At 70.7% G+C, this 25382-nt stretch carries 26 protein-coding genes and 2 pseudogenes; 12 read left to right on the top strand and 16 right to left on the bottom strand.

Annotated features, from left to right (window positions below):
- Window positions 1-715: 715 nt before the first annotated feature.
- Window positions 716-1150, bottom strand: coding sequence for a MarR family transcriptional regulator (locus tag E4U92_RS26980; protein WP_137303085.1), 435 nt, complete (start codon window positions 1148-1150; stop codon window positions 716-718).
- A 197-nt stretch (window positions 1151-1347) separates the two neighbouring features.
- Between E4U92_RS26980 and E4U92_RS26985 the strand changes: the two genes are divergently transcribed.
- The 6 genes from E4U92_RS26985 (at window position 1348) to E4U92_RS27010 (ending at window position 7249) form a co-directional block, all read left to right on the top strand.
- On the top strand, window positions 1348-2520 hold the full coding sequence (locus tag E4U92_RS26985; RefSeq protein ID WP_137303065.1) for a PP2C family protein-serine/threonine phosphatase: 1173 nt from the start codon (window positions 1348-1350) through the stop codon (window positions 2518-2520).
- Between the two features lie 131 nt (window positions 2521-2651).
- Entirely contained in the window at window positions 2652-3551 is a 900-nt protein-coding gene (locus E4U92_RS26990; protein ID WP_137303066.1) for an STAS domain-containing protein, read from the top strand.
- Window positions 3548-3967, top strand: coding sequence for an STAS domain-containing protein (locus E4U92_RS26995; protein ID WP_137303067.1), 420 nt, complete (start codon window positions 3548-3550; stop codon window positions 3965-3967). The genes E4U92_RS26990 and E4U92_RS26995 overlap by 4 nt, the downstream gene beginning before the upstream one ends.
- Complete coding sequence (locus tag E4U92_RS27000; RefSeq protein WP_137303068.1) at window positions 3967-4410, top strand: ATP-binding protein; 444 nt, start codon at window positions 3967-3969, stop codon at window positions 4408-4410. Before E4U92_RS26995 ends, E4U92_RS27000 begins: the two co-directional genes overlap by 1 nt.
- Window positions 4407-5474, top strand: a complete 1068-nt coding sequence (locus E4U92_RS27005; RefSeq protein ID WP_137303069.1) for an ATP-binding SpoIIE family protein phosphatase — start codon at window positions 4407-4409, stop codon at window positions 5472-5474. The genes E4U92_RS27000 and E4U92_RS27005 overlap by 4 nt, the downstream gene beginning before the upstream one ends.
- Window positions 5471-7249 carry a PP2C family protein-serine/threonine phosphatase gene (locus tag E4U92_RS27010; RefSeq protein WP_137303070.1) on the top strand — a complete coding sequence of 593 codons (1779 nt, stop codon included), beginning with the start codon at window positions 5471-5473 and terminating at the stop codon, window positions 7247-7249. The genes E4U92_RS27005 and E4U92_RS27010 overlap by 4 nt, the downstream gene beginning before the upstream one ends.
- A 2452-nt stretch (window positions 7250-9701) precedes the next feature.
- Here E4U92_RS27010 and E4U92_RS27015 read toward each other — a convergent pair.
- Window positions 9702-10067 carry an STAS domain-containing protein gene (locus E4U92_RS27015; protein ID WP_137303071.1) on the bottom strand — a complete coding sequence of 122 codons (366 nt, stop codon included), beginning with the start codon at window positions 10065-10067 and terminating at the stop codon, window positions 9702-9704.
- Window positions 10068-10238: 171 nt separating this feature from the next.
- Between E4U92_RS27015 and E4U92_RS27020 the strand changes: the two genes are divergently transcribed.
- Window positions 10239-10694, top strand: a complete 456-nt coding sequence (locus E4U92_RS27020; protein ID WP_137303072.1) for an ATP-binding protein — start codon at window positions 10239-10241, stop codon at window positions 10692-10694.
- A 154-nt stretch (window positions 10695-10848) separates the two neighbouring features.
- On the opposite strand, the gene E4U92_RS27025 is transcribed toward E4U92_RS27020, so the two are convergent.
- The 3 genes from E4U92_RS27025 to E4U92_RS36820 form a co-directional block, all read right to left on the bottom strand.
- Window positions 10849-11091, bottom strand: coding sequence for an XRE family transcriptional regulator (locus E4U92_RS27025; RefSeq protein ID WP_137303073.1), 243 nt, complete (start codon window positions 11089-11091; stop codon window positions 10849-10851).
- Window positions 11092-11256: 165 nt separating this feature from the next.
- Window positions 11257-11760, bottom strand: a complete 504-nt coding sequence (locus E4U92_RS27030) for a phosphatase PAP2 family protein (protein WP_137303074.1) — start codon at window positions 11758-11760, stop codon at window positions 11257-11259.
- Between the two features lie 71 nt (window positions 11761-11831).
- Window positions 11832-12197 carry an STAS domain-containing protein gene (locus E4U92_RS36820; protein ID WP_229863592.1) on the bottom strand — a complete coding sequence of 122 codons (366 nt, stop codon included), beginning with the start codon at window positions 12195-12197 and terminating at the stop codon, window positions 11832-11834.
- Window positions 12198-12390: 193 nt separating this feature from the next.
- Between E4U92_RS36820 and E4U92_RS36025 the strand changes: the two genes are divergently transcribed.
- On the top strand, window positions 12391-12711 hold the full coding sequence (locus E4U92_RS36025) for a hypothetical protein (RefSeq protein WP_168725210.1): 321 nt from the start codon (window positions 12391-12393) through the stop codon (window positions 12709-12711).
- Window positions 12712-12781: 70 nt separating this feature from the next.
- On the opposite strand, the gene E4U92_RS37080 is transcribed toward E4U92_RS36025, so the two are convergent.
- On the bottom strand, window positions 12782-12913 hold the full coding sequence (locus E4U92_RS37080; RefSeq protein ID WP_268253559.1) for a hypothetical protein: 132 nt from the start codon (window positions 12911-12913) through the stop codon (window positions 12782-12784).
- Window positions 12914-13347: 434 nt separating this feature from the next.
- Window positions 13348-13545, bottom strand: coding sequence for a hypothetical protein (locus tag E4U92_RS27045; RefSeq protein WP_137303076.1), 198 nt, complete (start codon window positions 13543-13545; stop codon window positions 13348-13350).
- 506 nt (window positions 13546-14051) lie between these two features.
- Here E4U92_RS27045 and E4U92_RS36825 point away from each other — a divergent pair.
- The 3 genes and pseudogenes from E4U92_RS36825 to E4U92_RS27065 form a co-directional block, all read left to right on the top strand.
- Window positions 14052-14205: pseudogene (locus E4U92_RS36825) on the top strand (VCBS repeat-containing protein); the annotation flags it as partial.
- Between the two features lie 932 nt (window positions 14206-15137).
- A complete protein-coding gene (locus tag E4U92_RS27060; RefSeq protein WP_137303077.1) occupies window positions 15138-15722 on the top strand; it encodes a sigma-70 family RNA polymerase sigma factor in 585 nt (194 codons plus the stop codon).
- Window positions 15719-16471 carry an anti-sigma factor gene (locus E4U92_RS27065; RefSeq protein ID WP_137303078.1) on the top strand — a complete coding sequence of 251 codons (753 nt, stop codon included), beginning with the start codon at window positions 15719-15721 and terminating at the stop codon, window positions 16469-16471. Before E4U92_RS27060 ends, E4U92_RS27065 begins: the two co-directional genes overlap by 4 nt.
- Before the next feature lie 52 nt (window positions 16472-16523).
- Here the strand turns inward: E4U92_RS27065 and E4U92_RS27070 are convergent.
- The 4 genes and pseudogenes from E4U92_RS27070 to E4U92_RS27085 form a co-directional block, all read right to left on the bottom strand.
- Window positions 16524-17048, bottom strand: a pseudogene (locus E4U92_RS27070) (DUF1295 domain-containing protein); the annotation flags it as partial.
- 164 nt (window positions 17049-17212) lie between these two features.
- The gene (locus E4U92_RS27075) at window positions 17213-17950 is read right to left on the bottom strand and encodes an anti-sigma factor (protein ID WP_137303079.1); all 738 of its coding nucleotides are present in this window, start codon (window positions 17948-17950) and stop codon (window positions 17213-17215) included.
- A complete protein-coding gene (gene sigK, locus E4U92_RS27080; protein ID WP_137303080.1) occupies window positions 17947-18513 on the bottom strand; it encodes an ECF RNA polymerase sigma factor SigK in 567 nt (188 codons plus the stop codon). Before sigK ends, E4U92_RS27075 begins: the two co-directional genes overlap by 4 nt.
- Before the next feature lie 123 nt (window positions 18514-18636).
- Window positions 18637-19068 carry an ATP-binding protein gene (locus E4U92_RS27085; RefSeq protein WP_137303081.1) on the bottom strand — a complete coding sequence of 144 codons (432 nt, stop codon included), beginning with the start codon at window positions 19066-19068 and terminating at the stop codon, window positions 18637-18639.
- A 202-nt stretch (window positions 19069-19270) separates the two neighbouring features.
- On the opposite strand from E4U92_RS27085, the gene E4U92_RS27090 reads away from it, so the two are divergent.
- Window positions 19271-19636 (top strand): hypothetical protein, encoded by a 366-nt coding sequence (locus E4U92_RS27090; protein ID WP_137303082.1) that lies wholly within the window; start codon window positions 19271-19273, stop codon window positions 19634-19636.
- 63 nt (window positions 19637-19699) lie between these two features.
- On the opposite strand, the gene E4U92_RS27095 is transcribed toward E4U92_RS27090, so the two are convergent.
- From E4U92_RS27095 to E4U92_RS27115, 5 genes are read right to left on the bottom strand one after another with little or no spacing between them, the layout of a single operon-like run.
- Window positions 19700-20494, bottom strand: coding sequence for a DUF1295 domain-containing protein (locus tag E4U92_RS27095; RefSeq protein ID WP_137303086.1), 795 nt, complete (start codon window positions 20492-20494; stop codon window positions 19700-19702).
- A gap of 11 nt (window positions 20495-20505) precedes the next feature.
- Window positions 20506-21822 (bottom strand): SAM-dependent methyltransferase, encoded by a 1317-nt coding sequence (locus E4U92_RS27100; RefSeq protein ID WP_137303083.1) that lies wholly within the window; start codon window positions 21820-21822, stop codon window positions 20506-20508.
- Window positions 21819-23105 (bottom strand): SAM-dependent methyltransferase, encoded by a 1287-nt coding sequence (locus E4U92_RS27105; protein WP_137303084.1) that lies wholly within the window; start codon window positions 23103-23105, stop codon window positions 21819-21821. The genes E4U92_RS27100 and E4U92_RS27105 overlap by 4 nt, the downstream gene beginning before the upstream one ends.
- Window positions 23102-23800 carry a DUF1365 domain-containing protein gene (locus tag E4U92_RS27110; RefSeq protein WP_373311749.1) on the bottom strand — a complete coding sequence of 233 codons (699 nt, stop codon included), beginning with the start codon at window positions 23798-23800 and terminating at the stop codon, window positions 23102-23104. The genes E4U92_RS27105 and E4U92_RS27110 overlap by 4 nt, the downstream gene beginning before the upstream one ends.
- 47 nt (window positions 23801-23847) lie before the next feature.
- Window positions 23848-25104 (bottom strand): NAD(P)/FAD-dependent oxidoreductase, encoded by a 1257-nt coding sequence (locus tag E4U92_RS27115; RefSeq protein ID WP_137303087.1) that lies wholly within the window; start codon window positions 25102-25104, stop codon window positions 23848-23850.
- Window positions 25105-25382: the final 278 nt, after the last annotated feature.

Below are 25382 nucleotides of genomic sequence, written 5' to 3' on the forward strand. Positions count from 1 at the left end.
GGCATCGTCGCTTCGACGGAATGCGGCCTGCCGTGTCGGGAGGGCCTGCGCCGCTGTCCGCCCCTGGATAGCCACCCGTCGACCGGGTAAACGAACGTCCTCGGCGGTGTCCAGAAGGGAGGGATGGATGCACCGAACGCGCAAGCCGGCCAACCCGATCACGCTGGACGAGCGGAGGAAAGGGTGCCGCCCCATCCTGGTCGCCTGCGTTGTTTGACCGGCTATGCCAGAGAGGTGTCGCTGCTGCGGGCCGACCGGTGTTGGTTCGACTCGGTACGCAGGGATAGATGCTGCCGCGCCCGGCCTGCGAGCCCCACTGCATCCTGCGGACGCTTTCCGTTAACGGGCGCCGGCTCAGCCGTCCTCCACGGCGCCGTGGGCCGACTGCGCGAGCTCTCCTCGGCGGTGCCCCTAGCGTCTCGGCCCGCCCGCTCCCGGGTCGGCGCAGTCCCAGGCGAAGTCCCGCTCGGCTGCGAGGTCGCGACTCAAGGACTTTCGCGTAGACGTCTCACGTGTGGCCGATCACGGGTAAGTGACTTCACAAGCGGCAGCTCCAGCGACTGTTGCCGTTTGACAACAATGGTCATGAGGCAACAAAGTGGCGGTGTCGGATGTACGCGGGAGGACCTGGAATGCTCCGGTGGACGGAGACCGCTCCGTGTGCTGGCCACGGCCGCCGAAGGCAGGCGGTTGCGCAAGGGCCGGCACCGGCCCTTCAGGCACTGCGGCTTCCGGAGTCCGGCGCGTCGTCGTGTATCTGCGTTGCCGCAGTGGCGCAGAACGACTCCAGGCCCTCCAGCAGCGCGATGCGCTTGGACGCCGGCATATCAGCCAGCACTTTCTGCAGTTCTCTCTCCCTGCGGGCGCGCAGGTCGGCGAGGAAGGCCCGGCCGCGGCCGCTCAGGTGCAGCCGCACCTCACGCCGGTTTTCCGGGCTCGGTACCCGCTCCACGAAACCGGCGGCCTGGAGCCGGTCGCACAGCCGGCTGGTGGATGACGGGGTCGATGCCAGGTGTTCCGTCAGTGTGCGCAGGTTGATGCCATTGTGGTGCCCCAGGATGTGCAGCACGCGCAGTTGAGAGGCGGAGGTGGGCGCGGTGGATGTCCGGCCCCACACGACTTCCAGCAGCTCGACGGCCGTCGTGGTCACGCGCGCGACCTCGTCGGGCTCAGGGCGGCGGAAGGCAGTCACAGTCACACTCTCGCAGGCACTGGGATAGCTGCCAGCGTACTAGGCGCGTGCGCTGGCCACAGATGGCTCGTGCGGCCGCACACCTTCTGGCAGAACTCTTGCCGTGTAAGTGAGACATATGCGTATTCAGGCATAAGATTGGTTTAGGTTCCTTTATGTATAGATTCCAAGCCGCTGAACGTGCCCTGCGCACGGCGGCTCCCCACGATCTGCTCGACGCTGTCCGGGCCGTACTAGCGAAGGAGTACGGCGCGGAAGCCGTTGAGCTGTTCATGGCCGACTACGGCCTGACGGTGCTCCAGCCTGTGTCGGTGCTGCCGCACACCCTCGAACCGGTCTCTGTGCACAACAGCCCAGCGGGCCGGGCCTTCGGGTCGCAGGAGCTGCACGGGGAGGAGCTGGGTGAGGGGAAGGTGCGGCTGCACCTTCCGGTCACTGTGCGCGGCGACAGGCTGGGAGTGCTGTCCGTGACGCTGCCGGACAGGGACGCTGCTCTCGACCGCGCGGAAGAACTCTGCGACGTCGCCGATGTCCTGGGACACGAGGTGATCGTGGCCGAACGGGACACCGACCTGTACCTGCAGGCTCGCCGCAAGGACCGGCTCACACTGGCTGCCGAGATGCAGTGGCAGCTGCTGCCCGGCCGCTCCTGCTCGCGCCCCGAATACGACCTGGGGGCACAACTGGAACCCGCCTACGCGATCTATGGTGACAACTTCGACTGGTCAGCCACCGCCGACCGCCTGATGCTGTACGTCACCAACGGCATGGGCGAGGGCATAGAGGCCTCCCTGCTGACCAACCTGGCCATCAACGCACTGCGCAACGCCCGGCGTGCCGGCATCCCTATTGCTGACCAGGCAGCCCTGGCTGACCAGGCTGTCTACGCCCATTACCAAGGGCGCGCCTACCTGTCGGTGGTGATGTTCGACTTCGAGCTGGCGAGTGGCCGTGCCAGGGTCGTGGACGCCGGTTCCCCCCAGCTCCTGCGCCTGCGGGGCGGCGTCATCGAGCCGGTCGCCTTCGATGCTCAGCTGCCGCTGGGCATGTTCGAGGAGACCGACTACGTTGCGCAGGACTTCCAGGCCGAGCCCGGCGACCGGCTCGTCTTCGTCAGCGACGGAGTCCATGCGGTGGCCTCGCCCAACGGCGAGGCCTACGGGGAGGCAGCCCTCGCCCGGGCCATCCAGTCCACCCGCCTGCTGCCCGCCGCCGAGGTGCCGCGCGCCATCCTGCGGGAGCTGACCGGTCACCGCGGCGAGACCGTGCCCGACGATGACGCTCTGGTGGTCTGCCTGGACTGGCGCGGTCGGCCGGAGGGTTCCTGACCGTGCCTTGGGGCGATCGTGACAATCACGTGTTGTTCCGCTTACCGGCCCGGGTTAACGTTTGTCATATAGCAATATTTGCATGATGGCTTGCCGCGTGGCGGGCCGCAGAGCCTCGCAGCAAGGAGACGATGCAGGTGGCGGAGCAGCACGACGTGACCCCGGAAGTCGCGCAGGAGTTGGGAGGCTTCCTCGAACAGCGCCGTGAGCAGATCGCCCAGCGGTGGGCGGACGCCGCCCTGTTCCGCACCGTCTTCACCGTCTCGCGCGATGAGGCGGTCGAAGCGTGCAAGGCCGTGGTCGACGCCCTGGCGGACGTGGCCTGCTCCGGCCGGCTCGAGGACATCCACGCACCGGGCTTCGACACCGTGAGAGAGCAGCTCAGCCGGATGGCCGCCACCCGCGCGCAGGCCGGCTTCAGCCCCTCCCAGGTCGCCGGCGAGGTCGCCGGCCTGCGTCAGCCGGCCGCCGCCCTGCTGCAGGCCGAGTTCGACGACCCCCGCGCCGAGCACGCGCACGCCTGCGCGCTCGCTCTCACCGTTCTCCTCGGCACACTGCGCCTGGTAGTCATGGAGACGACCGTCAACTCCGGTGAGGCACTGATCGCCCGGCAACGCGAGCAACTGCTGGAAGTGGCCACCCCCGTCATCAAACTGTGGGAGAACATCGTCGCCGTGCCGCTGATCGGCACACTGGACAGCGCCCGCAGCCAAGTCGTGATGGAAAGCCTGCTCGAGGCGATCGTTCACGAGCGAGCCCGCTACGCCATCCTCGACATCACGGGTGTGCCCACCGTCGACTCCCTCGTCGCACAGCACCTGATGAAGACCGTCGCCGCCGCCCGGCTGATGGGCGCCCACTGCATCGTCTCAGGCATCCGGCCGGCGATCGCACAGACCATCGTCCACCTCGGCATCGACCTGGGAACGATCACCACACGGGCCGGACTCGCCGATGCCCTGGCGTATGCACTCGGCCAGCAGGGCATCGTCGTCTCCCCGAGCCCCGCCGCAGGAGCGATCCCGCGGTGACCGCGAGCTCCGCCACGCACGCGAACGCAGTGCCCGTCCTGGCGCTCGGCGACATCCTGCTGATCACACTGCAGGGAGAACTGCACGACACCTCGGCCGAACAGCTGCAGTACGACATCTCCCACCGCATCGCCCACAGCCCGCTGCCGGTCAACGGCGTCGTCATCGACATCTCCGGTGTGGACATCGTCGACTCCTTCCTCGGCCGCATCCTGGCCGAGATCGCAGCGACCGCCCGCCTGCTGGCCGCACAGACAGTGCTGGCCGGGATGCGCCCGGCCGTCGCCATCACTCTGGTCGAACTGGGACTGACCCTGCCCGGACTGGACACCGCGCTGAACGTCGACAGGGCACTGGCCCTGCTGGGCCGCGCCCCTGCGGCACCCCCACCCACACGCCCGGAAGAGGGTGCGTGATGCATGCCCCACTCGCCCCGACCACACATCTACCCATCGGCTCGGACGCAGACCTCGCCTGGGTACGCCAGCAGGTGCGCAAAACCGCTACCGACCTCGGTTTCGGCCTGATCCAGCAGACGAAGCTAGTCACCGCGACCAGCGAGCTGGCCCGCAACACGCTGGTGCACGGTGGGGGCGGCCACGTGGAAGTAACCCCCCTGCGGGCCGGACACGTCTGCGGTCTGCGCCTGTCCTTCGTCGATGCAGGTCCCGGCATTCGCGACCTCGACCTGGCCATGACCGACGGCTACACCTCCGGCGGCGGCCTCGGCCTGGGCCTGAGCGGAGCCAAACGGCTCGTGCAGGAACTCATCGTCGACAGCTGTCCCGGCCGGGGCACGACCGTGACCGTCACCGACTGGGCCTCGGGCCTGCCCGCACCGCGCACAGGCACGCGATGAGCAGGGTCTGGGACATCCCGGTCCAGGACTCCACCCGGGTCCGGGATGTCCGCGTCGCCGCCGAAGAAGCCTGCGCCCACGCCAGCCTGGACGCGCACCGCACAGCGGTCGCGGCACTGGTCGCCACCGAGCTGGCCACCAATCTCGTCAAGCACGCCAGTGAGGGCCGCATCGTCATCAACCTGGCCAGCCCCTCAGACACCCGGACACAAACCGTGTCCTGCGTGCAGATCACCTCGCTCGACCACGGCCCCGGCATCAGCGACGTGTCGGCCGCGCTGCGCGACGGCTACACCACCGCCAACTCCCTCGGCGCTGGCCTGGGCACCTGCCTGCGGATCGCCGACGAGTTCGACCTGCACTCCCGCAAGGGAACAGGCACCGTCGCCGTGGCGCGTATCAGCCCGCCGCAACCCCCACCCGCAGCCTCCTGGCCCCCGCGCCCGCATACCGGCGCCCGAGCCGGGGGCATCACCACATCCCTCTCTCAGGCCGAGCACTGCGGAGACGCCTTCGCCTGGGTACGCTCCGGCTCCACGGTCACCTTGCTGCTGACCGACGGACTCGGACACGGACCCAAGGCCGCCGAGGCGTCCACCGCCGCCGTGCAAGAAGTCCACCGACACGCTGGTCGTGCACCCACCGACCTCCTGCGACTCCTGCACACCGCACTGAACAGCACACGCGGCGCAGCTATCGGCATCGCCCAACTCGACGAAGACACCGACCAGCTCTCCTTCGCCGGCGTCGGCAACATCGGTGCCAGACTGCGCACCCGCGACGGGTGGCAGCCCCTCATCTCCCACCCAGGAATTCTCGGAGCCCGGTTCCCCACGACCGTGCCGCTCCAGCAAGCGCCCTGGCGTCCGGACAGCCTCCTCGTCCTGCACAGCGACGGACTGCCCGCACGCTGGACCCCGCCCGACGACCCCCGGCTCACCGCCCATGACCCCGCCGTGACCGCCGTGGTGATCCTGCGAGACGCCGGCAGCGGGGCACGCCCGCTGCGCGACGACACCAGCGTGGCCGTCCTGGCCCCCGCCCTCCAGGACGAACGGCTATGACCGCAACTCCCGAAGTCTGGAAGATCGCCTCCGTCACCGACGCGGCACAGGCCCGCGCCGCCGTCGATCAGATCGCCACAGAGGGCCAGGCTCCCGCACTGGAACGGGCCCGCTTCCTCACGTCCCTCACCGCGCGGCTGCGCCGCTGCCTGGACCAAGGAGGCCAGTGGGAACTCCTGCTCCACCGACGGCACAACACTGCCGCTCAAGACGGCCGGCTGGAAGCCGTGCTGCGGCCGGTCAACGCACCCGCGCCCGCCCTCGGCGGGGACGAAGCGCCCCTCACCTGCCCCCTGCCGCACCCGCCGTTCACAGGCCGTGTGTCCTCCCACACGCTGCTGCCCGAGGCACTCCTGCGCGCCGACGAGAACACCGCGGCCATCCTGCGCCTCCTCCAGGAACAAGAACACCTGGTACGCCTGCACCGCGAGGAACTGCACCACACCAACCAGGGCGTACTGGCTCTGCATTCCGACCTGGAAGCCGCCTCCCTGACCCAGCAGGAACTGCTGCAAGCCGAACAGGCCGCCCGCGCCGAAGCCGAACGGGCCCGCCGCCTGCTCACCTTCCTCGGAGACGCCAGCGCCGCCATCACCGTCTCCCTGAACCCCACCACCATCCTGCGCCGCCTGTCCGACCTGCTGGTACCCGACTACGCCGCCCAACTCGACGTCTGGCTCTTCGCCGAGGACAACGACCACGGCCAACAAATCGGCGAGCACGCGGCCGCCGCAGTGACCGCCGCCCGCACAGGCCGCCCACAGCATGCCGCCCCCCACCCCGGCAACCTGCCCGGCATCAACGACCTGCCGCCCTCCGCCCTGTGCCCCGACAAGCCCGTGCTGGCCATCCCCCTCATCGCACACCGACTACTGGGCGTCCTGACCCTCACCGCGCCCGGCCCCCAATTCGACCCGGACACCTGCATCATGCTGGTCGAACTCGCCCGCCGCGTCAGCATCGCCCTGGACAACGCCCGCCGATACGAGCAGTACCGCGACACCGCCGAGACCCTGCAACGCGCACAGCTCACCGACCTGCCCGCCGTCCCCGGCCTCCTCCTGGCCGCTCGCTACCTTCCCGCCACCCTGGGCCTCAACATCGGCGGCGACTGGTACGACGCCTTCCTCCAGCCCGACGGAAGCCTGGTCGCCGTCATAGGAGACGTGACCGGCCACGGACTGCGAGCCGCGGTCGTCATGGGACAACTGCGTACAGCCCTGCGCGCCTATGCTCTCGAGGACACCACCCCCGGCGAAATCCTGACCCGCCTGCACCGCATGGTCTGCCACCTGCAGCCCGAGCTCTACGCCACCGCAATGATCGCCCGCATCCGGCCGGGCGACCCCGAGGTGACCTGGGCATCCGCCGGCCACCCGCCCGCCATGCTCCGCAACGAAGACGGCACCGTACACGTCCTGAACGACAAGCCAGGCGTCATGCTCGGTATCCCGGTGACCTACACCTACGCCGATCACACCGCCCAACTCCCGCCCGGCTCATCCCTGATGCTGTACACCGACGGCCTGGTCGAACGCCGGGAACACGGCATCGACCCCGGCATCGAACGCCTCACCCACCTGCTCAGCGCACTACGTACGGAAGAACACGACCTGAACACCACTGTTGAAGCCCTGCTCAAGCCACTGCTCGCCGACTCCGAACGCGACGACGACGTATGCGTGCTCCTGTGTCACGCACTGCCACCCACCAAGCCGGAGCAGGCCACACGGGCGGATCCGCCCAAGGCACAGCACAACCCGGCGCCGGAGTGACCGAGCCTCACGGCAGCAAGGCACGGATGCCCGACGCCCATCACTCCTCGCAGGGCCAGCGCCCGCCCAGTCCGGTCCAGAGCAGCCACAAAACCCCGCAGACCCCGTACGAGGGCCTCCCGATCACCCGACCCCATGGTGCCGAGCACCGCAGCAAGCGCCCCAGACCGGCCGGGTGGCCACCTCATCGAAAACCTGCTTACCGCGGCCTGCCAGGCTCACATGGACTTCGCGTCGCTTCTGCGGGTGCAGATCTCGCTCCAGCAGGCGCGCCGCCTCTTAGGGGAGCCGCTTCCGCAGCGTGTGGAGTGCGGCGTAAGCCTCAGCGAGCTCGCGCTTCGCGTCGACCAGGTGGCCGGTGCGGGCACGACGTCACTGCGTCGGCCGGGACCACCTGGGGGGCTTCCCCGTGCACGGTGGACAGCTCGACGTGGTCGTCTGGTTCGCATGGGCCCGTGCTCCGGGCAGTGCTCGGCGGCCAGCCGGAGGCCCAGCGGGGTGCGCCTTCCGTCATCCTCCGCCTTGATCTCCTCCCGGGTGCGCAGCTCCGCAGGCGGAAATCAAACGCGTATGGGGCGAGGTCGTCGACCCGCCGGATGAGGCCGAGGACGTCCTCCGGCTTCCGGGGGTCGGTCTTGCCCCACAGGGCGGCCAGGTCCCCGGGACGTCCGGGAGCCGCTCGGACGCCAAAGCCTCCGAGTTGAACTCCCGCACGGTCTCGCCCTGGGCGTCGCGCACGGAGTGCAGCTCGATGTCGTCGTCGTAGTCGCCGATCGGCCGCTTGAAGACGCCGACGACGTCGCCCGCAAGGAAGCCGCCGCTGAAGCAGCCCGCGTCCAGACCGCAACACCGGAGCCGGAGCACCATCAGGAGCCGGGCAGGCTCCGCGGCCTCTTCCACCGCCGCGGCTGACCCCACTGGGCGACGCTGCCCTTCCCTGTCGGGTAGGGGCAGGGGCGGCGTCAACGAGCGGTTCCGCTCCTGCGGCCGAGTGCACCGCGACGGACGACAGCCGCCGAATCGGCTGAGGGGCGGGGCCCAGTCCTGCCGCGTCCGCGGCGGGCGGAGGCACAGGACAGGGCCGGGTGCTACGCCCGCACGACATGCAGCGTCCAGTGTGCCGCATTCGGGGCCGCATGCGTGGCCTTGGCGACGCTTCGGGCCGCCCCCTGAAGGTGTGGACGTGTGATGACGCGAGCCCCCCGGGGATTGGTCCGGGGGGCTCGCTCGCGTATCCGTGGGGGTTCGGATGTTCATGCACGCCTGTTTGGGCCAACGGTTACAGCGGGGGCGGTTACGGCTTGTGTGACCGGGCGGGCGACCTGCTTCGTCGGTGTCTTCGGCGAGCGTCTCCGTGCCGTTGGTCCGTGCGCCCCGGGTGTGCTGTGGGCAGCCGACCTGCTGCGAAAGCGGCGGGTGCCGGAACGGATGGGGCTGTGGTGCCCGCCTGCGGGACGGGGTGCTGCTGCGGTGCACCGGCATGGCTTGCTGAATCGTGCCTGCGTGGCGTACACCGCGCTTCATAGTCATCAGGACAGCAGCGTCCCGTGCGGGGGAGCGGCATGGGGCCGCTCGGGCGGGGTGTGATGTGAGGGGGGGAGTGAGCGGTGATGTACGGGCCGCACTGGTTGAAGGAGGCTCCTGCGGTGGGGGTCGGCGTGGTGGGGCAGGAGGGCCCGTTCAGGCCGGGCTGGAGCGGCGACAACAGCGCGGGGGAAGCAGAGGGCGGCCTGGACGTGGCGGTGGACGCCTATGCCGCGTACGTGGCTCATATCGAGGGCTGTGGTGAGTGTGGGGCGCAGCGGTGTGTCGTGGGGCAGGAGCTGGTGGAGGTCTACCTTCGCGAGGTGCGCCGTCGCCGGTAGAACGTTGAGAGCCTTGCCCCGGCTGCCCCAGAGCGGCGGGGGACAGGAGTGCTGGGGTGCCGGCCGGGGCGCACGCCTAGCGGTCTGGCCGGGGAAGCGTGTGGCGCGCGGCGGCAGCGCCGGAGCACCTTCGCGTCAGGGCCTTTCTTGCCGCAGCGTGCTTGCTCACGCGGGGCTCTTGAGGAACTTGTAGACCGTGCATTACGGCTCTCGTACGGCTGCCTCTGCGCGTGGGTGGTCGTGGGCGTCGTCTTTCGCTCCGAGCGCTGCGGCCGCTGTGACCGAACGATGCTGGGCAGGCTTTCGTGGGCGGCCCTGCGGCATGCGGTGGTGCGGCGGGCGGTGCGCTCCTGCTCGCTCACCCCGTCGAACACCGACGGGAAGGCGGCTGCGTGGTACAGCGCAACGTCCAGCATGGTCGCCTGAGCGACCGCTTCCGCGTAGCCCCTGGCCGTAGCGGCCCGCAGGTCTTCCAGTATCGTCGCCCGCACTGCTGCTCCCTGACGGCCGCCGCACGGCGCCGGTACCACTTCCTGGTTAGCAAGTATGTACACAGGCCCGGGTGCCTCTGCGGGGGTTGGCGCTGGTCAGTCGGTCAGGGCCTGTTCGAGGGTGGGGCGGCAGGGGATGAGGGCGTCGATGCCGACCAGTTTCAGGACGCGCAGGACGGGTTCCTGGGCTGCGGCGATGCGTACCCAGCCGCCTGCTCGGCTGACCTGCTGGTGGGTGGCGACGAAGACGTTGATGCCGCTGGAGTCCATGAAGGTGACGTCGCTGAGGTCGGCCACGATCCTCGGCTGCTCGGCCGCGTCATCGGTGTGCAGGGCCTCGCGGAGCACCTCTTTGGCGTCGAAGTCGATCTGGCCGCGCAGGGTCACGACGCGAATGCCGGCGACGGTGCGCTTCTCAGCGCACAGCCGGGCGTGCTGGTCGGCGTTCTCGATCTGGGTCACCGTTTCCTCGACTGCGTCTAGGCCTTCCCCTGGCCGGGGGCTGTGTGGACGATTCTGCCCGGCTGCCCCGGCCGAACGCGCTCAAGCAGCCGTAAAGCACAACCCGGTGCGGCATGTGCGGCCGAGGAGCGGGTACCTACGGGCGCGGGGCGCACAGTGAGGACGGTGCCAATGGACAGTGCCGAGGGTGACGGCTGTACGGCGCCGGACGTGTACCTGATGCGGACCGGCTTCGCCCTGACCGCCGACGGCACGTGCATCGCGGACGCCCGCCACCACGCCGCTGCCTTCCTCGACCAGGCCCACGCCGACCACCAGGTGCCAGTCCCCTCCCGCGTGAGGGACCTGACCCAGCTGGTGGTGAGCGAGCTGGTCACCAACGCCCGCAAGTACGCCCCCGGCCCCGTCCTGATGGAGCTGCGCGTGAGGCTCCGCGCGGTGGACATCGTGGTGTGGGACAGCGAGCCCGCAGTCCCCGCGGCGCGGGCCGCGGATCCCGGCCGGGTCGGCCAGCACGGCCTGGAGATCGTCCAGGCCGTCACCGAGGACCTGTTCATCGAGCAGGAACCGGCCGGCAAGCGCATCACGGCCCGCATCACCCTGGACGACGCCCCCAGCATGACGTAGAGCATGGCTCGTTCCTCGGCGATGGCACCACGAGGTCCTGGGCACCACCCTCAGCGGCACGATCGTGTCCGCTCACCTCAACCCGAATCGGGTTATGGGACGGCTATCCGGCCGGTGGTGCAGCCGGGCCGGGGCATGCCGAGGGCGGGGAGAGTCAGCTTCGCTGTCCGGCCGCGGCGACCGCGCGGTGCGCCTCCTGCGTCACGCTCTCGGCGGGCAGGGCCAGAGTGTCGGCCAGCTCCTTGAGTTCCTGCGCGGTGGGGTGGACGGGCCCGTCGGTGCCGTCCTCGAGGAACGCCTTGATCCGTGGGGTGCGGATCCCGGTGGCCAGCGCGAGGGCTTCAACACTGAGGCGGCGGCGGTGCATCGCGGACGCGAGCAGCTGGGCCAGGTGCATGGTCGACCTCCTCTGAACCGGCCACCGTTCGCGAGCTGCGAGGAGCTGTCGCGGCAGGCCGGCTGATGGACGCATGCAGGTGCGTATGCCCGGCACACGCCGTGACATGGCATTCGGCGCGCGCCCAAGGGGTAGGAGGCCCCCGCCGGGGCTGCGGGACGGTCGTCACCCGGGCATGAGCCGTCGGCGCAGCAGATTCGGCACGCGGGGGGTGAGCCAGGCGGTGGCCAGGCCGATGGCGGCGCCGGCGGCGACGTCGCTGGGGTAGTGGGCGCCGCTTTGCACCCGTTCGACGGCGACCGCTGCCGCCGGTACCGCGCACAAGGCGCCGACCAGCGGCCATGCGGGGGCGCCCGCGGTGTGCGCGGAGGGGTAGGACGAGGAGTTGGGGCGGTCCTCGACCTCGCCGTGCGGGATCCATTCCTTGGGCGGACCGGCGCCGCTGGACACCAGTTGCGCGACCGCGAGCGCTGTCACCCCGGCTGCTGCCGCCCTGCGGCCTCGCCGGCCGCCCATCGACGCCATCAGCGCGGCCGCGCACCACAGCTTGCTGCTCCGCGCTGCTCTCTCGAGCGCCGACAGCGTCTTCCCCGCCGGGGCGGGGGCGCGGGACGCCGCTTGTTTCGTCATCGCCCGGTCGGTGTCACGCACCTCGTCCAACAGCTTCATGCGCTGCCGGTACCCCGAGCCCTGGCCTGCACCGCGCCGGTAGCGGTGCAGGCCATGGGCCGCCGGCCAGGTCAGCCGGCCAGGGCCTGCTCGAGGGTGGGGTAGCAGGCGATGACGGTGTCGACGGTCACCAGGTGCAGAACCTCCTGGACCGTGGCCTGCGGGGCGGCGATGCGCAGCCAGCCGCCCGCAGCGCTGATCTGCTGCTCGGCGGCAATGAACACGCTGATGCCGCTGGAGTCCAGGAAGGTGACCTCGCTGAGGTCGGCCACGATGCGCGCGGGACGGGCATCGTGCAGGCCGAGGGCCTCGCAGAGCAGGTCTTTGGCGTTGTGGTCGATTTCGCCGTGCAGGGACACGACACGGATGCCGGCGACGGTGCGCTGCTCGGCGCGCAGCCGCCGGGCGTACTGGCCAGCGCTGTCGAAGGGGGTCACCGTCTCCTCATCTGCGTTCGGATCCGTTCCCGGGCCGGGACGTGCACGGCTTGATTCTGGTCTACTGCTGCGCTCGGATGCAGCCAGACGCCAGCAGAGGGAGGGGATGACGGTGGAGGGCTTCGCCAGGACGGAAGGCGAGCTGTGTCCGGACTGTAAGGCAGGTCCGGACCCGCAGAACGTCTGTGTCGGAATGGGGCTGCCGATCCAGATGTGGCACAGCCCGAACTGCCCCCAGTGGACGATCATGCAGATCGGCTGGGAAGCGAGTTCGCAGCGCATCAGGGAACAGGACGAGTGGGCCAGAGGAGTCTTCCCGGCCGTGCGCTGGCGGATGAGGCAGGCCGCCGCCAAGGTCCCGCCGGGCACAGCCGCCCAGCCGTTCGTCGACGCGTTGTGCGAGCTCGTGCAGGAGCAGACCGGCCACGGGTACATCCCCTTGCACCGGTGGCCGCAGATTCTGGAGCGGCACTTCCCGCCCGAGCTGCCCGACCCCGGCCACACCACCGCATAGCCGAGACCAGCAACGCATCCGGGGCGACGTCCGTGCGGACGCGGTCATGGGGGAAGTTGTCGCATCCCGGTCACGCGCAGGCCGAGCGATCTGAAGCGGCGAGCAGGCCGTACAGGTGCGCTGCGTCGAGCACCGGGCTATAGAGCAACGTCTGGCCCCAGACCAGCACGTGACCGAGTTCGGGAAAGACCGCGGTCGCCAAGGCATGGGACACCCGGCCCGCGACGCGGACCTTGCCTGCGGCTCCTGTCCATCGACCAGCAGAGACCGACGACTGCGCTAGCTGCGGCGCAGTCACATGCATCGAAGGCTTGCCAGCCGGCCGGGGCAGCACCTCAAGCCCCGGCCGGCCGATTCTTGGCGTAGCGGCACCTGGCTGCCGCCCGTCTAGCAGGAGTGACCGCGCCGCTTACGGGCGGGGCGCCGGGGCAGATGCTGGTGGAGTGCCCCGCCCGGTTCCTGGGTGCGCTGCAGTGCGGGGCGGGAAGAGGCGAGCTGCAGCCACCCCTGAGTTGACTGCGTCCTCCACCCGGCCCGCCCCTGGGCTTCCGAGAGAGGCGTCGCCGAGGTCGGCAAGTGGGCCAGGCCGGTGCTCCTAACAGCGGCGGTTGCCCAGCGAGGTTAGTACGGACCTGGTCAGTCGGGAAGCTGTCGCAGCTCCATCACGCGCAGGCCCAGCGACTGGAAGCGGTCGAGCAGGTTGTACAGGTGCGCTTCATCGACCACCGGGCCGTGGAGCAGTGTGTAACCGGCGATCGTTACGTGGTCGAGTTCGGGGAATGCCTTGGCCATGATCTGTGACACCTGGCCCTCGACGCGGATCTCGTAGCGCATGCTGCTCCCGTCAGCGGTTGATGACGACGTGGAGTGCCCTGTCCCTCCAGGCTCCCGGCAGTCCGTGGCTCCGAGCTTCACCCGGCGCAGGTGAACCCGGCGTTCCCAGCCTCCGGACGGCCTTGGACTGGCGCGTGTCTAACGTGGCACCGGTACGGATGCCCGCGCCGCCGGCCGTGTGCGGGCCGGTGACCGGCGGCGCCCGCTTGGCGGGCGAGAGGGGTGGCCAGAGGCGTGAGGGCCCGGGCTCACTGACGAAGGCGTGCCCAGGCCCTTAAATCGCCTAACGCATCCGCAGGGCGACGGATGCGGCCGCGACAATCACTCCAACGACAAGATGGCCGGCGGGTCACATGTGCGCGTCCGGGAGTGCGGGAGGCGTCAGGTCCCGAGTGCCAGCCGGGGTCGGCCTCGCCGAGCAGCAGCAAGTCGCCAGGTGCTTTCGGCCGGTCCGTCGAGCGACCAGTACGCCGCGACGGCCGGGTCGTTCATCCACGCGGTGATCAGGGGGCGGGTACGACGATGACGCGGGCGTCTGGCGCGTCGACCGACACCCGCGCTTCCTCGCCGACGTCACCGGCGCGCGTCGACATCGTCGGCTTCGGCAGCCCGGGTGTGTACGTGGCCCATAACCTCTTCCGCCGATTCAGAACCCGATAGCCATCTGCCCGTCCTGCAGTGTCCCGGGCGACGTCGACGGCCACCTCCAGCACTACCGCACGTCCACCAGGGCGACGCCCATTGGGCGCTGTGGTCCCCAGCCTGGCGAGAACGTCCATCCCTGCGATGGGTGCACACCCGTTGGCAGGGCCAGCACGTCGCCCAGGGCACGGCATGTCGATGTCGTCGTCACCGAACCGGAGGGCGAGCGACCCAGGCACCGCCTCACCCTTCGCTAAGGGCCCTCACCCACCGCTAGGCCCTCGTCCCCGCACCAGCCCGGCCTCCTATTGACACTGACCGAGCGGCGATTGCTGGAACCCTCGCCGGGCCAGGGCGTGAACGGCGTCGCGACCGAGGGCAACCCGGCCCCGCTCGACCGCCCTGAGGCCCACTGGCAGGCCGTCCCCTCGGCGGCGGCTGCAGCAACGGCGCGCAGCAAGGTGCGCCAACTGGCCCGCGCCGGGCGACCAGGCGGCATGAGGGCGTGCCCCGCAAGACCGTCTCCGTGTCCGCGAAGCTCACCACACTGTTCTGTTGTGGTCGGATCACCGACCTCCCTGCGGCAGCTACTCGGTCGATGTCCCGAGTAGCTGCCGCAGGGGAAGTGAGCGCCGTGCGCACGACGGCGTGCGTGTGGGACTCGGCGCCGGTGCTGCCGGTGGTCCGCGCCGCGGACGCCGGTTGCGTCGGGCAGCGCGGAATGGAGATCGTCATGATTGTTGCCCAGGCCTTCGAACTGCAGATGGAGCCGGTCGGCAAACGCATTACCGTCCGCATCGTCCTGCCCGCCCAGCAACCGGTGGGCGATCCTGACCGAACGCGATGCCGGCGAGACCCCAGGTGTCGCACGTACGCGACCAATCCGCAGCTCCCGTGGCCCCGGATTACACCGGGCCGGTCCGGCCCGTCGTGCCTAGGAGAGTGCCATTGTGAAGGAACCGGTGTTCATCGGCAGTAATCCGACTGCCAAGCCTGATCTGCAACAGCTGGTTCGTGAGGTGGCGCTGGGTAATCAGGAGGCTTTCGCCGCGGTCTACGACGCCGTGGCCGGCTCCGTTCTCGGGGTCGCGAGGGCCGTTTTGCGTGATCAGGCGCAGTCGGAGGAGGTGGCGCAGGAGGTACTGGTGGAGGTGTGGCGCACAGCCCCGCGCTACCGGCCCGAGCGGGGCACGGCCATCAACTGGATCCTCACCCTCGCCCACCGGCGGGCGGTGGACCGGGTCCGCTCTGTGGAGGCCGCGGTTGCCCGGGACACAAAGGCTGCACTGCTTGAGCATCAGCCAGCCTATGACGAGGTGACCGAGCAGGTCGAGACACGGCTGGAGCAGGAGCAGGTGAGGCGGTGCCTGCGCACCTTGACCGAACTGCAGCGTCAGTCGGTGACGCTCGCCTACTACAGGGGGCTGACCTACCGTGAGGTCGCCGAAGCACTGGCCTTGCCGCTCGGCACGGTTAAGACCCGGCTGCGCGATGGACTCATCCGGCTCCGTGACTGCCTGGGGGTAACCGCATGACCACGACCGAGCTGCACGCGCTGACCGGTGCCTATGCCATGCACGCACTGGACGGTGAGGAACTGGCCGCCTTCGAGCGTCACCTGGCTGACTGTGACGCTTGTCAGCAGGAGGTCGCGGAATTCACGGCTACCACCGGGCGCCTGGCCCTGGCCTCCACGGCGCGCACGCGCCCGGTCATGCGCGAGCAGGTCCTGCAGCGGATCACCACCGTGCGGCAGGTGCCGCCCGCTGCCGCGCCACTGGAGCGGATGCGCCGTGGCGCGCGCCAGGGACGGGGCCTGGCCCGGTGGACACTGGCCGCCAGTGTCGCCGCCGCTGCCGCGTTCGGCGGCACCGCCGCATGGCGGCAGTACGAACGCGCCCAGGACGCTTCCCACGAGGCCGCCCAGGCGCAGCGGCACGTCGAGGTTCTGGCGGGGGTGCTGGCCGCGCCTGACGCCAAGTCGCGCTCGGCGAAGATGGCGGGCGGTGCGGGCACGCTGGTGGTTTCCGCCAGCCGGGGCCGGGCCGTGTTCGTCTCCTCGGGGATGACCGCGCCGCCGCGGGGCAAGGTGTATCAGCTGTGGTTCGCCGACGGTGGGAAGATGCGTTCGGCCGGCCTGATGGACCCCGACCGCAGCAGCCAGGCAGTGCTGATGCAGGGTGCGGTCGACGGTGCCTCCGGGGTCGGCATCACGGTGGAGCCGGCTGGTGGATCGAAGCAGCCGACCTCGGCGCCGGTCGCCCTGCTCGGCGTGCCAGCGTAAGGGTCCGCGTGGGAAGCCTACCTGCCTGCGGCTGGGGCCTCCAACGCAGTTCTCAGCCTCGGCGTGGCGGCCGGGGGAAGAAGCCGCTGGTGCGGGTGGCATACGCGTCCCACCCGGGGCGAATAGCCATGTGCCGTTCCAGGAGCCGTTTACCGCTTCCCCTGATCAGCAGGACACTCATCACCAGCGGCGAGGCCAGGGACACTGCCGCCGCCTGCCAGCCCCCGTCGCAGGCGATGAGGAACAGTCCCCACCAGACGCAGAAGTCACCGAAGTAGTTGGGGTGCCGGGTCAGCCGCCACAGCCCCCGGTTCATGATGCGGCCACGGTTGGCGGGATCCGCCTTGAAGCGGGCCAGCTGGGCGTCGCCGACGGCCTCGAAGAACAGGCCGACGGTCCAGAGCGTCGTGCCGGCGAAGGCCCAGGCGGACAGCGGCCGAGAGATGTACTGCGCTGCCTGTACCGGCAGGGACACCAGCCACATCAGGGGACCCTGGAGCAGGTAGATCATCCGCGGGGCGTACCGGTTCCGGTTCCCTCGCACGCGGGCCAGCAAAGCAAATGCGGTTACCCGGGGCTGGTCGCACCGCGCGCGACCAGGCTGGCCGCGCTCCGACCTCCTCCTCGCCTACTTCTCTCCCGGGCAGCGCGACGCCCTCGCCACCGTCCTGCGCGACCTTGCCGCCGCCCTGGTGAAGCCTGCCCCGGTGACATGAGCCGGTCTCGGGGCGTCCCCTTCGGTCACGACGTGATCGGGATGATGCCCAGCGGCTTGGTGGTCGGCTGCTTCGAGCCGCTCGCCGGCTCCAGCGTGATGCCCACCGCCACCGCCTCGTCCGGAGGGCCTTCCAGCATGTGGGCGGCGTGGCGCGCGTCCCCCGGGATCAGCCCGGCAGGGTGCAGGTCACCGCTGCCGTAGGCGTACCAGAGCTCGTAGGTCTTGCCGCTGCCCGGTGGCGGGAGGCCCTGGGCGGCAAAGACCGCCTTGTCTCCGCTCCGGGAGACGGCGACCGCTCCTCTGGCTCCGTCGGCGAGCTCGGCGGTGTGCACGGTGACGTCCGGTGCCACGAGGAGGTCCGTGAGCGCCTGACTCGAGGAGCGGGCCTGGGCCGCCTGGGTGCGGGCGTGCTCGGCGTCGGTGTACTGCCACACCGTCGTCCCGGCCAGGAGGGCGGCCGCCGCGATGCTTGCGGCGAGCAGGAGGGCCGGCTTCCGGCGTCCCGCCGTGCGGGTCGGCCGGACGGCGCCTTCCTGGTCCACGCGGGTGATGGCCTCCAGCGTGGCGGCGCGGAGGTGATCCGGTACCGGGGCGTCCCCGGCGGCGGCCAGCTCGGCGACGACCTGGCGGAGCGCGGGGAGTTCCGCACGGCAGGTGGCGCAGCCGGCGAGGTGTGTCTCGAATGCGGCTTCCTCGGCCGGTGGCAGGGCGTGCAGCACGTAGGCGGCGAGCGCCTCGTGCGTGTCTTCCTCGGCTGTCACCTGCCGGCCTCCATGCAGGCCCGCAGCTGCCGCAGGGCGGCTCGCATGCGGGATTTCATCGTGCCCACCGGGGCGGAGAGGGCGTGGGCCACCTCCAGGTAGGTCAGACCCTGGTAGTAGGCGAGCACCAGGGGGACGCGCTGACTGCGCGACAGCGAAGCAAGGCAGCGGTAGATGCGCCGCTGCTCGTCATGGTGTTCGGCGGTCTCCGCCACCACGTCGAAGGCGCCCTCGGGTAGCAGCGCGCGGGCGCGCTGTTCGCGCTCGGTGCCGGCTTGGGCGGCGCGCACGCGGTCCACGGCCCGTCGGTGTGCCAGGGTGAGTACCCAGGCCTTGGCGGACCCCCGCTCGGGGACGTAGCGGTCCGCCGTGCGCCAGACCTCGATCATGACGTCCTGGGTCACCTCCTCCGCCTGCGCCGGATCCCGCAGGATCCGGCACGCCAGGCCCATGACCGCGCGGGAGAAGGCGTCGTAGACCCCGGCGAACGCGTCCTTGTCGCCGCGGGCCACGCGGACCAGCAGATCCTCGGCCCTGTCCTGCGGTCCGGACCTGTGCAGCATGCCCACTCCCGTCATGCTGTGCGCCGCGGTCCGGCCGGACCCGCAGCGCGTGACGAGCCCGACTCTTCCATCCCCGGCCACGTGGTGCAGGGCAGCCGTGGCACCGGGGTGACGGGCACGGTGTCACTCGCTTCGCCGGGCGTCGGGCCCGGGGCACAGGGGCAGGACGACGTGCACCGTCTTGCCGCCGAGCCCCGGGATCACGGTCAGGTCTCCCCCGAGCTGTTCGATGATGTTCATGCCGAAGCCGCCGCCGTGTGCCGTGCGGCCCGCGTGCCGGTCGATCTCGGGCAGGTCTTCGCTGTGGTCCGCGACGGCGATGTCCAGGCGGCCGTTCTGCAGACTGAGTGCGAGCCGGCAGGACGCTTCGGTGTGGCGGACGGCATTGGTCACCAGCTCGGACACGATCAGTATCGCGTCGTCGAGGCGGTGGGTCTGTTCGGCCGTCTCGAGCCAGCGTTGTGTGATGTGACGGGCGACGGCCGGTGTGTGCAGGCCCCGGGGCAGGTCGATGGCATGACGCGGGGCGGTGGGGGACGGTGCTGTGGCCGACATGACGGCTCCCTCGGGTACTGCTGATCGGGCGGATGGGGGCGCAGGGGATTCGTAGCCGAAGTCTCGGCGGATGGAGGCCGTCGCGCACGTGAGCGGCGGAGTCTCTCCGTCCCGCCGTCATCCGTCGCGACGCCCGCTTCGAATACCTGGCATCCGGCCCGTGAGCCGGGAAGCATGCCACCACCGCCAAGGAGACAGAGCGATGCGTACATCCATACGAGTGCGGCGACTGCTGGCCGGAGCGGCCACGACGGGCCTCCTGGCTGGCGGTGCCGCTGTCGGCCTCGCGGGGACCGCGAGCGCCACACCCGCGCCGGCATCCGTCGTCAGCGGTGCCCAGCACCACGACCAGTGTCAGTGGCACAAGGGGCACTGGGAGAAGAAGTGGGTGAAGGCCCACTGGGAGAAGAAGCCGGTCCACCACAAGACCTGGCATCCCGGCCACTACGACCAGCACGGCACGTGGCACAAGGGTTACTGGAAGGACAGCTACACCTACAAGTGGGTCTACGTGCCCGCCCATTGGGAGCACCACTGGGTCAAGGGCTACTGGGACTGCCGGCACTAGTGACCGCGCGGGCATCACGTCGGGCCGCGGTGGCCCGGGTCACCGCGGCAGCCAGCCCGTACTTCAGCTGCGGCGTGGCGGCCGGGGGAAGAAGCCGCTGGTGCGGGCGACGTACGCGTCCCACCCGGGGCGAATAGCCATGTGCCGTTCCAGGAGCCGTTTACCGCTTCCCCTGATCAGCAGGACACTCATCACCAGCGGCGAGGCCAGGGACACTGCCGCCGCCTGCCAGCCCCCGTCGCAGGCGATGAGGAACAGTCCCCACCAGACGCAGAAGTCACCGAAGTAGTTGGGGTGCCGGGTCAGCCGCCACAGCCCCCGGTTCATGATGCGGCCACGGTTGGCGGGATCCGCCTTGAAGCGGGCCAGCTGGGCGTCGCCGACGGCCTCGAAGAACAGGCCGACGGCCCAGAGCGCCGTGCCGGCGAAGGCCCAGGCGGACAGCGGCCGAGAGATGTACTGCGCTGCCTGTACCGGCAGGGACACCAGCCACACCAGGGCCGCCTGCAGCAGGTAGACCATCCGAAGGGCGTACAGGTTCCGGTTGCCCGGTGCGTGGGCGAGCATCGCCTCGTAACGCGGGTCCTCACCGTGGCCGCTGCCCCGCCGCGCTATGTGCACCGCGAGCCGAAGTCCCCAGATGACGGTGAGGCCGGTGACCAGCCACTGCCTGCCCGGGTCACCGTGGCCTTGGGAGAGGCCGAAGGTCACCACGGCCACGGCGGCGAAGGCTGGCCCCCAGGCGACGTCGACCACACGGTGCACGTCCAGGTTGAGGGCGAGGGCAAAGGTGCCGAGCATGATCATCAGGGCGGTCGCCGCCGACCACCCGAGGCCGGCAGCGAAGGCGTCCCACATGAGTGCCGCACTCACCGCTCCCCCAGGGACTGGTACCAGCTGGCCGCTTCCGCCCCGGTCATGCCGCTGTCGCCCGCGGCGCCCGGGCGCACGGCGAGAAACTGGTCCACCCCCATGCGCCGTTCCGCGAAGGCCAGGGCCCCGCCGACCAAGTACAGTCGCCACACCCGGGCCGTCTCCTCCCCCACCATGCGTACCAACTCCGCCCAGTGTTCCTCGAGCGTGCGGTGCCAGGCGTCGATGGTGCGCACGTAGTGCTCGCGCAGCGATTCCACCGACCGGACCTCCAGGCCGGCCGCCTCCAGCAGGCCAAGGGTCTCCCCCATCGGCCGCATGTGCATGTCCGGGGCGATGTATGCCTCGATGAACGCGCCGCCGCCCGGTGCGTTCGCACCACGGGACATCTGCTGGACCAGGACCCGCCTGTGCGGCCGGACCAGCCGGTGCAGGGCCGCGGCGAAGGCGGGGTACTCCGCGTCACCGACATGCTCGCCCATCTCGACGGTGGCGACGGCGTCGTAGGCGGAGCCGGTGATGTCCCGGTAGTCCTGGCACACCACCTCCACCCGGTCCTCCAGCTGCCGCTCGCGCACCTGCTTGCGGACGTAGGCGGCCTGCTGACGGGACAGGGTGACGGCGGTGACCCGCGCCTCGTGCTGCTGAGCCGCGTACAGGGTGAGCGAACCCCAGCCGCAGCCGATGTCCAGCAGGCGGGCGCCGGGCACGAGACCGAGCTTGCGGCAGATCAGCTCCAGTTTGGCGCGCTGCGCGTCGGCGGGGGTGGCCGCTGGCTCCTCGCCGGTCCAGTAGCCGCAGGAGTAGGCCATAGTGTCGTCGAGGAGCAGGCGGTAGAAGTCGTTGGACAGGTCGTAGTGGTGGCTGATGGCCGCGCGGTCGCGGGCCTTGCTGTGCAGGCCGCCGCGCAGCCGCGCCTGGGACGCGGGGGCGGGCGGGCGCGGTCCGACGGCGCCCAGCCGCACCGCCTCGGAGAACACGCGGGCCCAGTGCGTCGGAGACAGCCGGGGAGCGTGCAGCCCCCGCTCCCGCGCGGCGGCCCACATGGCGCGCAGCGCCTCGGCCGGATCGCCCTCCACGTCGAGCTCGCCCGTGACATAGGCCTGGGCGAGGCCGAGTTCGCCCGGCTGCCACAGCAGGCGGCGCAGTGCGCGCCGGGAGCGCACGACGACCAGCGGGGCACCGGCGGGGCCGGTCTCGCTGCCGTCCCAGGCGCGCAGCCGTACCGGCAGCGGCCCGCCGAGCGCGTCTTCCACGAGGTCGGCGAGCCGGTGCGCGGCACCGGAACGGGCGGGGGTGCGGACGGTGGTCATCGGGCCGTGCCCTCCTTGGTGAGCAGGTACTGCTGGACGTCGAGGTAGCCGGAGCGGAAGCCGGCCTCGGAGTAGGCCAGGTAGAAGGTCCACAGGCGGCGGAAGGTGTCGTCGAAGCCGAGGGCCGCGACCTGGTCGGCCCGGTCGGTGAACCGCTCGCGCCAGAGCCGGAGCGTCTCGGCGTAGTGCGGGCCGAAGCCCTCGCGGTCCGTCACCGTCAGGGCCGTATGGTCACGGACCGTCTCCTCAATGGCCTGGGTGGAAGGGATCAGCCCGCCGGGGAAGACGTACTTCTGGATCCAGGTGTGGGTGTAGCGGGAGGCCAGCATCCGCTGGTGCGGCATGGTGATGGCCTGCAGCGCGGCCCGGCCGCCCGGGATCAGGCGCTGGTCCAGGGTGCGGAAGTAGACGGGCCAGAACTCGGCGCCGACGGCCTCAATCATCTCGACGCTGACGATCGCGTCGTAGGTTCCACGTGCTTCGCGGTAGTCCCGCAGTTCGATCGAAACCCGGTCGGCGAGCCCGGCCTGGCGGACCCTGCGCAGTGCCAGGTCGCGCTGCTGTGCGGACAGGGTGAGAGAGGTGACGTGCGCGCCGCGGGCGGCGGCCCGCAGGGCCAGTTCGCCCCAGCCCGTGCCGATCTCCAGCAGGCGGGTGCCCCCGCCGACGCGGGCCAGGTCGAGCAGGCGGTCGATCTTGCGGTGCTGGGCGGCCGCCAGCCGTGACCAGTCGGCTGGGAAACCGCGGAAAACGGCCGCCGAGTAGGTGAGTGTCTCGTCCAGGAACAGCGCGAACAGGTCGTTGGACAGGTCGTAGTGGTGACTGATGTTGCTGCGCGAGCCGTCGGGGGTGTTGCGCTGCGCGGCCGGCTGTCGCTGCGCCCACAGGTCGCGCAGCCGCTGCAACGACGGCGGCACCAGGTCGGCGGCGTGGGCGGCGAGCACGGTGAGCGCGCCCACCAGGTCCGGTGCGTCCCACTCGCCCGCCATGTACGACTCACCGAACCCGATGAGCCCGCTGGTGCCGATGCGGGCGTGGAACGCCATCGAGTCGTGCACGTTAATCCGTGGGCCGCCCAGGCCGAGGGTGGTGCCGTCGGCGAACCGCACGCGCAGGGGCAGGCGCCGCAGGGCGCGTTCCAGCACGGCCCGGGTGACGGCCCGTACCGGCCAGGACGCCCTCGGCAAGGTGGCCACGTCCGGCCAGCGCCCGGCATCGACGGGGCAGATCCGGTGCTCGCGGGTGAGGGGGCGGGCCACGGGACGGGGTTCGACTGTGCTCATGATGCTCTCTTCGGGGTGCGGCGGCCCGGGCGCGGCTGCACCGGCAGCCCCCGCAGAAACAGGCGAATGCCGTGGAAGCGGATGGCGGCCGACACCCGCAGGGTCGACCAGGGATGGCGCAGGGCCAGGCACAGCAGGGTCAGGGCCGTCACCTCGCGGCGCCAGCCGTGGACGGCCGCGGTGAAGGGCGGGCTGCCCGGTCTCTGCAGCCGTATCGACAGGCGCAGTTGCTCGCCGGGCGGCGGGAGGCGCATCTCGTAGGTGCCGTCCACCGGGTGGAACGGTGACACGTAGAAGTTTTTGGCGGCCTGCGCGGTACCGGCCGCGTCGGGGTGCAGCAGGTAGGCGTGGCGTTCGCCGTAGGTGTTGTGGACCTCCGCCACCACGCGGAGCAGGCCGCCGTCGGGGCCGTAACACCAGTACAGGGAGAGCGGGTTGAAGACGTGCCCGAGGATCCGGGCGTGGGCGAGCATCAGCACTCGGCCGCCGCGGAGCTCGATCCCGTGCTCGTCGAGGAAGCCGTCGAGCGCGGCCCTGATCGTCGGGGCACGGCCCGTGAAGTGGTCACGCGCACGGAAGCGGGCGAGCATCCGGACGGGGCGCGGCAGCACGGGCAGGTCGTCGAGGTCGACGAGCCATAGGTAGGTGCGGTGCCGCAGCGCGTAGCGGTGGGGGGCCCGGCGCACGTGGGTGATCGTGCACGGGTAGAGGGCGGGCGGTCCCGGCCGCCCGCCGGACGCGGTCACCACCTGACCCCCAGGGCGGCGGCGGCCTGCACCCCGCTGCGGCAGCCGTCCTCGTGGAACCCCCAGCCGTGGTAGGCACCCGCGAAAGCGGTGACGGCGGTGGTCAAGTGCGGCAGGCGGCGCTGGGCGGCGACCGACGCGGGGGTGTACACCGGGTGTTCGTACGTCATCCGGGCCAGCACCCGCGCGGGATCGACGCGGTCTTGGCCGCCGAGGGTGACGAGATGGGCCCGGTCGGCGTCCAGGCGCTGCAGCCGGTTCATGTCGTAGGTGACCCGGACCCGGTCGGCGGCGGCCCGGCAGGCGGGCATCAGGTAGTTCCAGGAGGCGCGGGCCCCGCTCGCCCGCGGCAGCAGGGACGTGTCGGTGTGCAGCAGGGTGGTGTTGCGCGAGTAGCGGAAGGCGCCGAGGACCTCCTTCTCCTGGGGTGTCGCGTCGGCGAGCAGGTGCAGCGCCTGGTCGGGGTGGGTGGCGATGACGACGTGGTCATAAGGCGTTGTGGTGCCGTCGGCGGCGGTCACCTCCGCGCCGTCCGTGTGCCGGAGCACGGACCGTACGGGTGTGCCGACGCGTATCTCGTGCAGGCCTGCGGCGATCCGATCGACGTACGTTTTCGAGCCGCCGGTCACGGTCCGCCACACCGGTGATCCGGTGACCGCGAGCATGCCGTGGTGATCCAGGAACCGGAACAGGTAGGCCGCCGGGTACGTCAGGGCTGTCTCCGCGTCGCAGGACCACACCGCGGAGACCACCGGCGTCATGAAGTGGGCGCGGAAGTAGAGCGAGAAGCCGGTCTGGTCCAAGAAAGCGCCGAGCGTCAGCGTGTCGTCGGCCCCGCTGTCGAGGAGGCGTCGGGCAGCGCGGTGGAAGCGCGGCACCTCGGCCAGCATGCGCAGGTATGCGCCCCGCAGGGCGTTACGGGGCCGGGCGAGCAGTCCGCGCGAGCCGCGGGCACCGGCGTACTCAAGCCCGCAGCCCTCGCAGCGGACCGACATGCTCATCTCCGACTCCTGCGTGGCCACGCCGAGTTCGCGCAGCAGGCGCAACAGGGTCGGATAGGTGCGGTGGTTGTGCACGATGAAGCCCGAATCGACACGGTGCGTACGGCCGTCGGGTGCGGTCAGGTCGTGGGTGTGGGCGTGGCCACCGAGCCGGTCATCAGCTTCGTAGAGGGTGACGTGGTGGGCGCGGGCCAGGATGTGCGCGGCGGTCAGTCCCGCCACTCCGCTGCCGATGACGGCCGTGCGGCGCATGCTCTTCGCGCGGGCGTTCCGCGCGTTCGGCGCCGCATCGGACGGTTGTTCCATGGTGTTGTCTCCCTCCCCGGACGGGTGAACGGCAGCTCACAGGGCTGGTCCGCAGACCCTGGAGTCTGCGGACCAGCGCTCTGATACGGGGCACTGCCCAGGCACTGCCGGTGGGGTGGCTGGCGGATGCCCCGGTAGGAGGACGCGCGCCGCCCGAGTCGCTCCCGTCAAGGCGACCGGGCAGGCGCGCATCCCCGGCTTACGGTGGGGTCAGCTCTGGGGCA

This window comes from Streptomyces galbus (assembly GCF_005280195.1).
Classification (GTDB): Bacteria; Actinomycetota; Actinomycetes; order Streptomycetales; family Streptomycetaceae; genus Streptomyces; species Streptomyces galbus.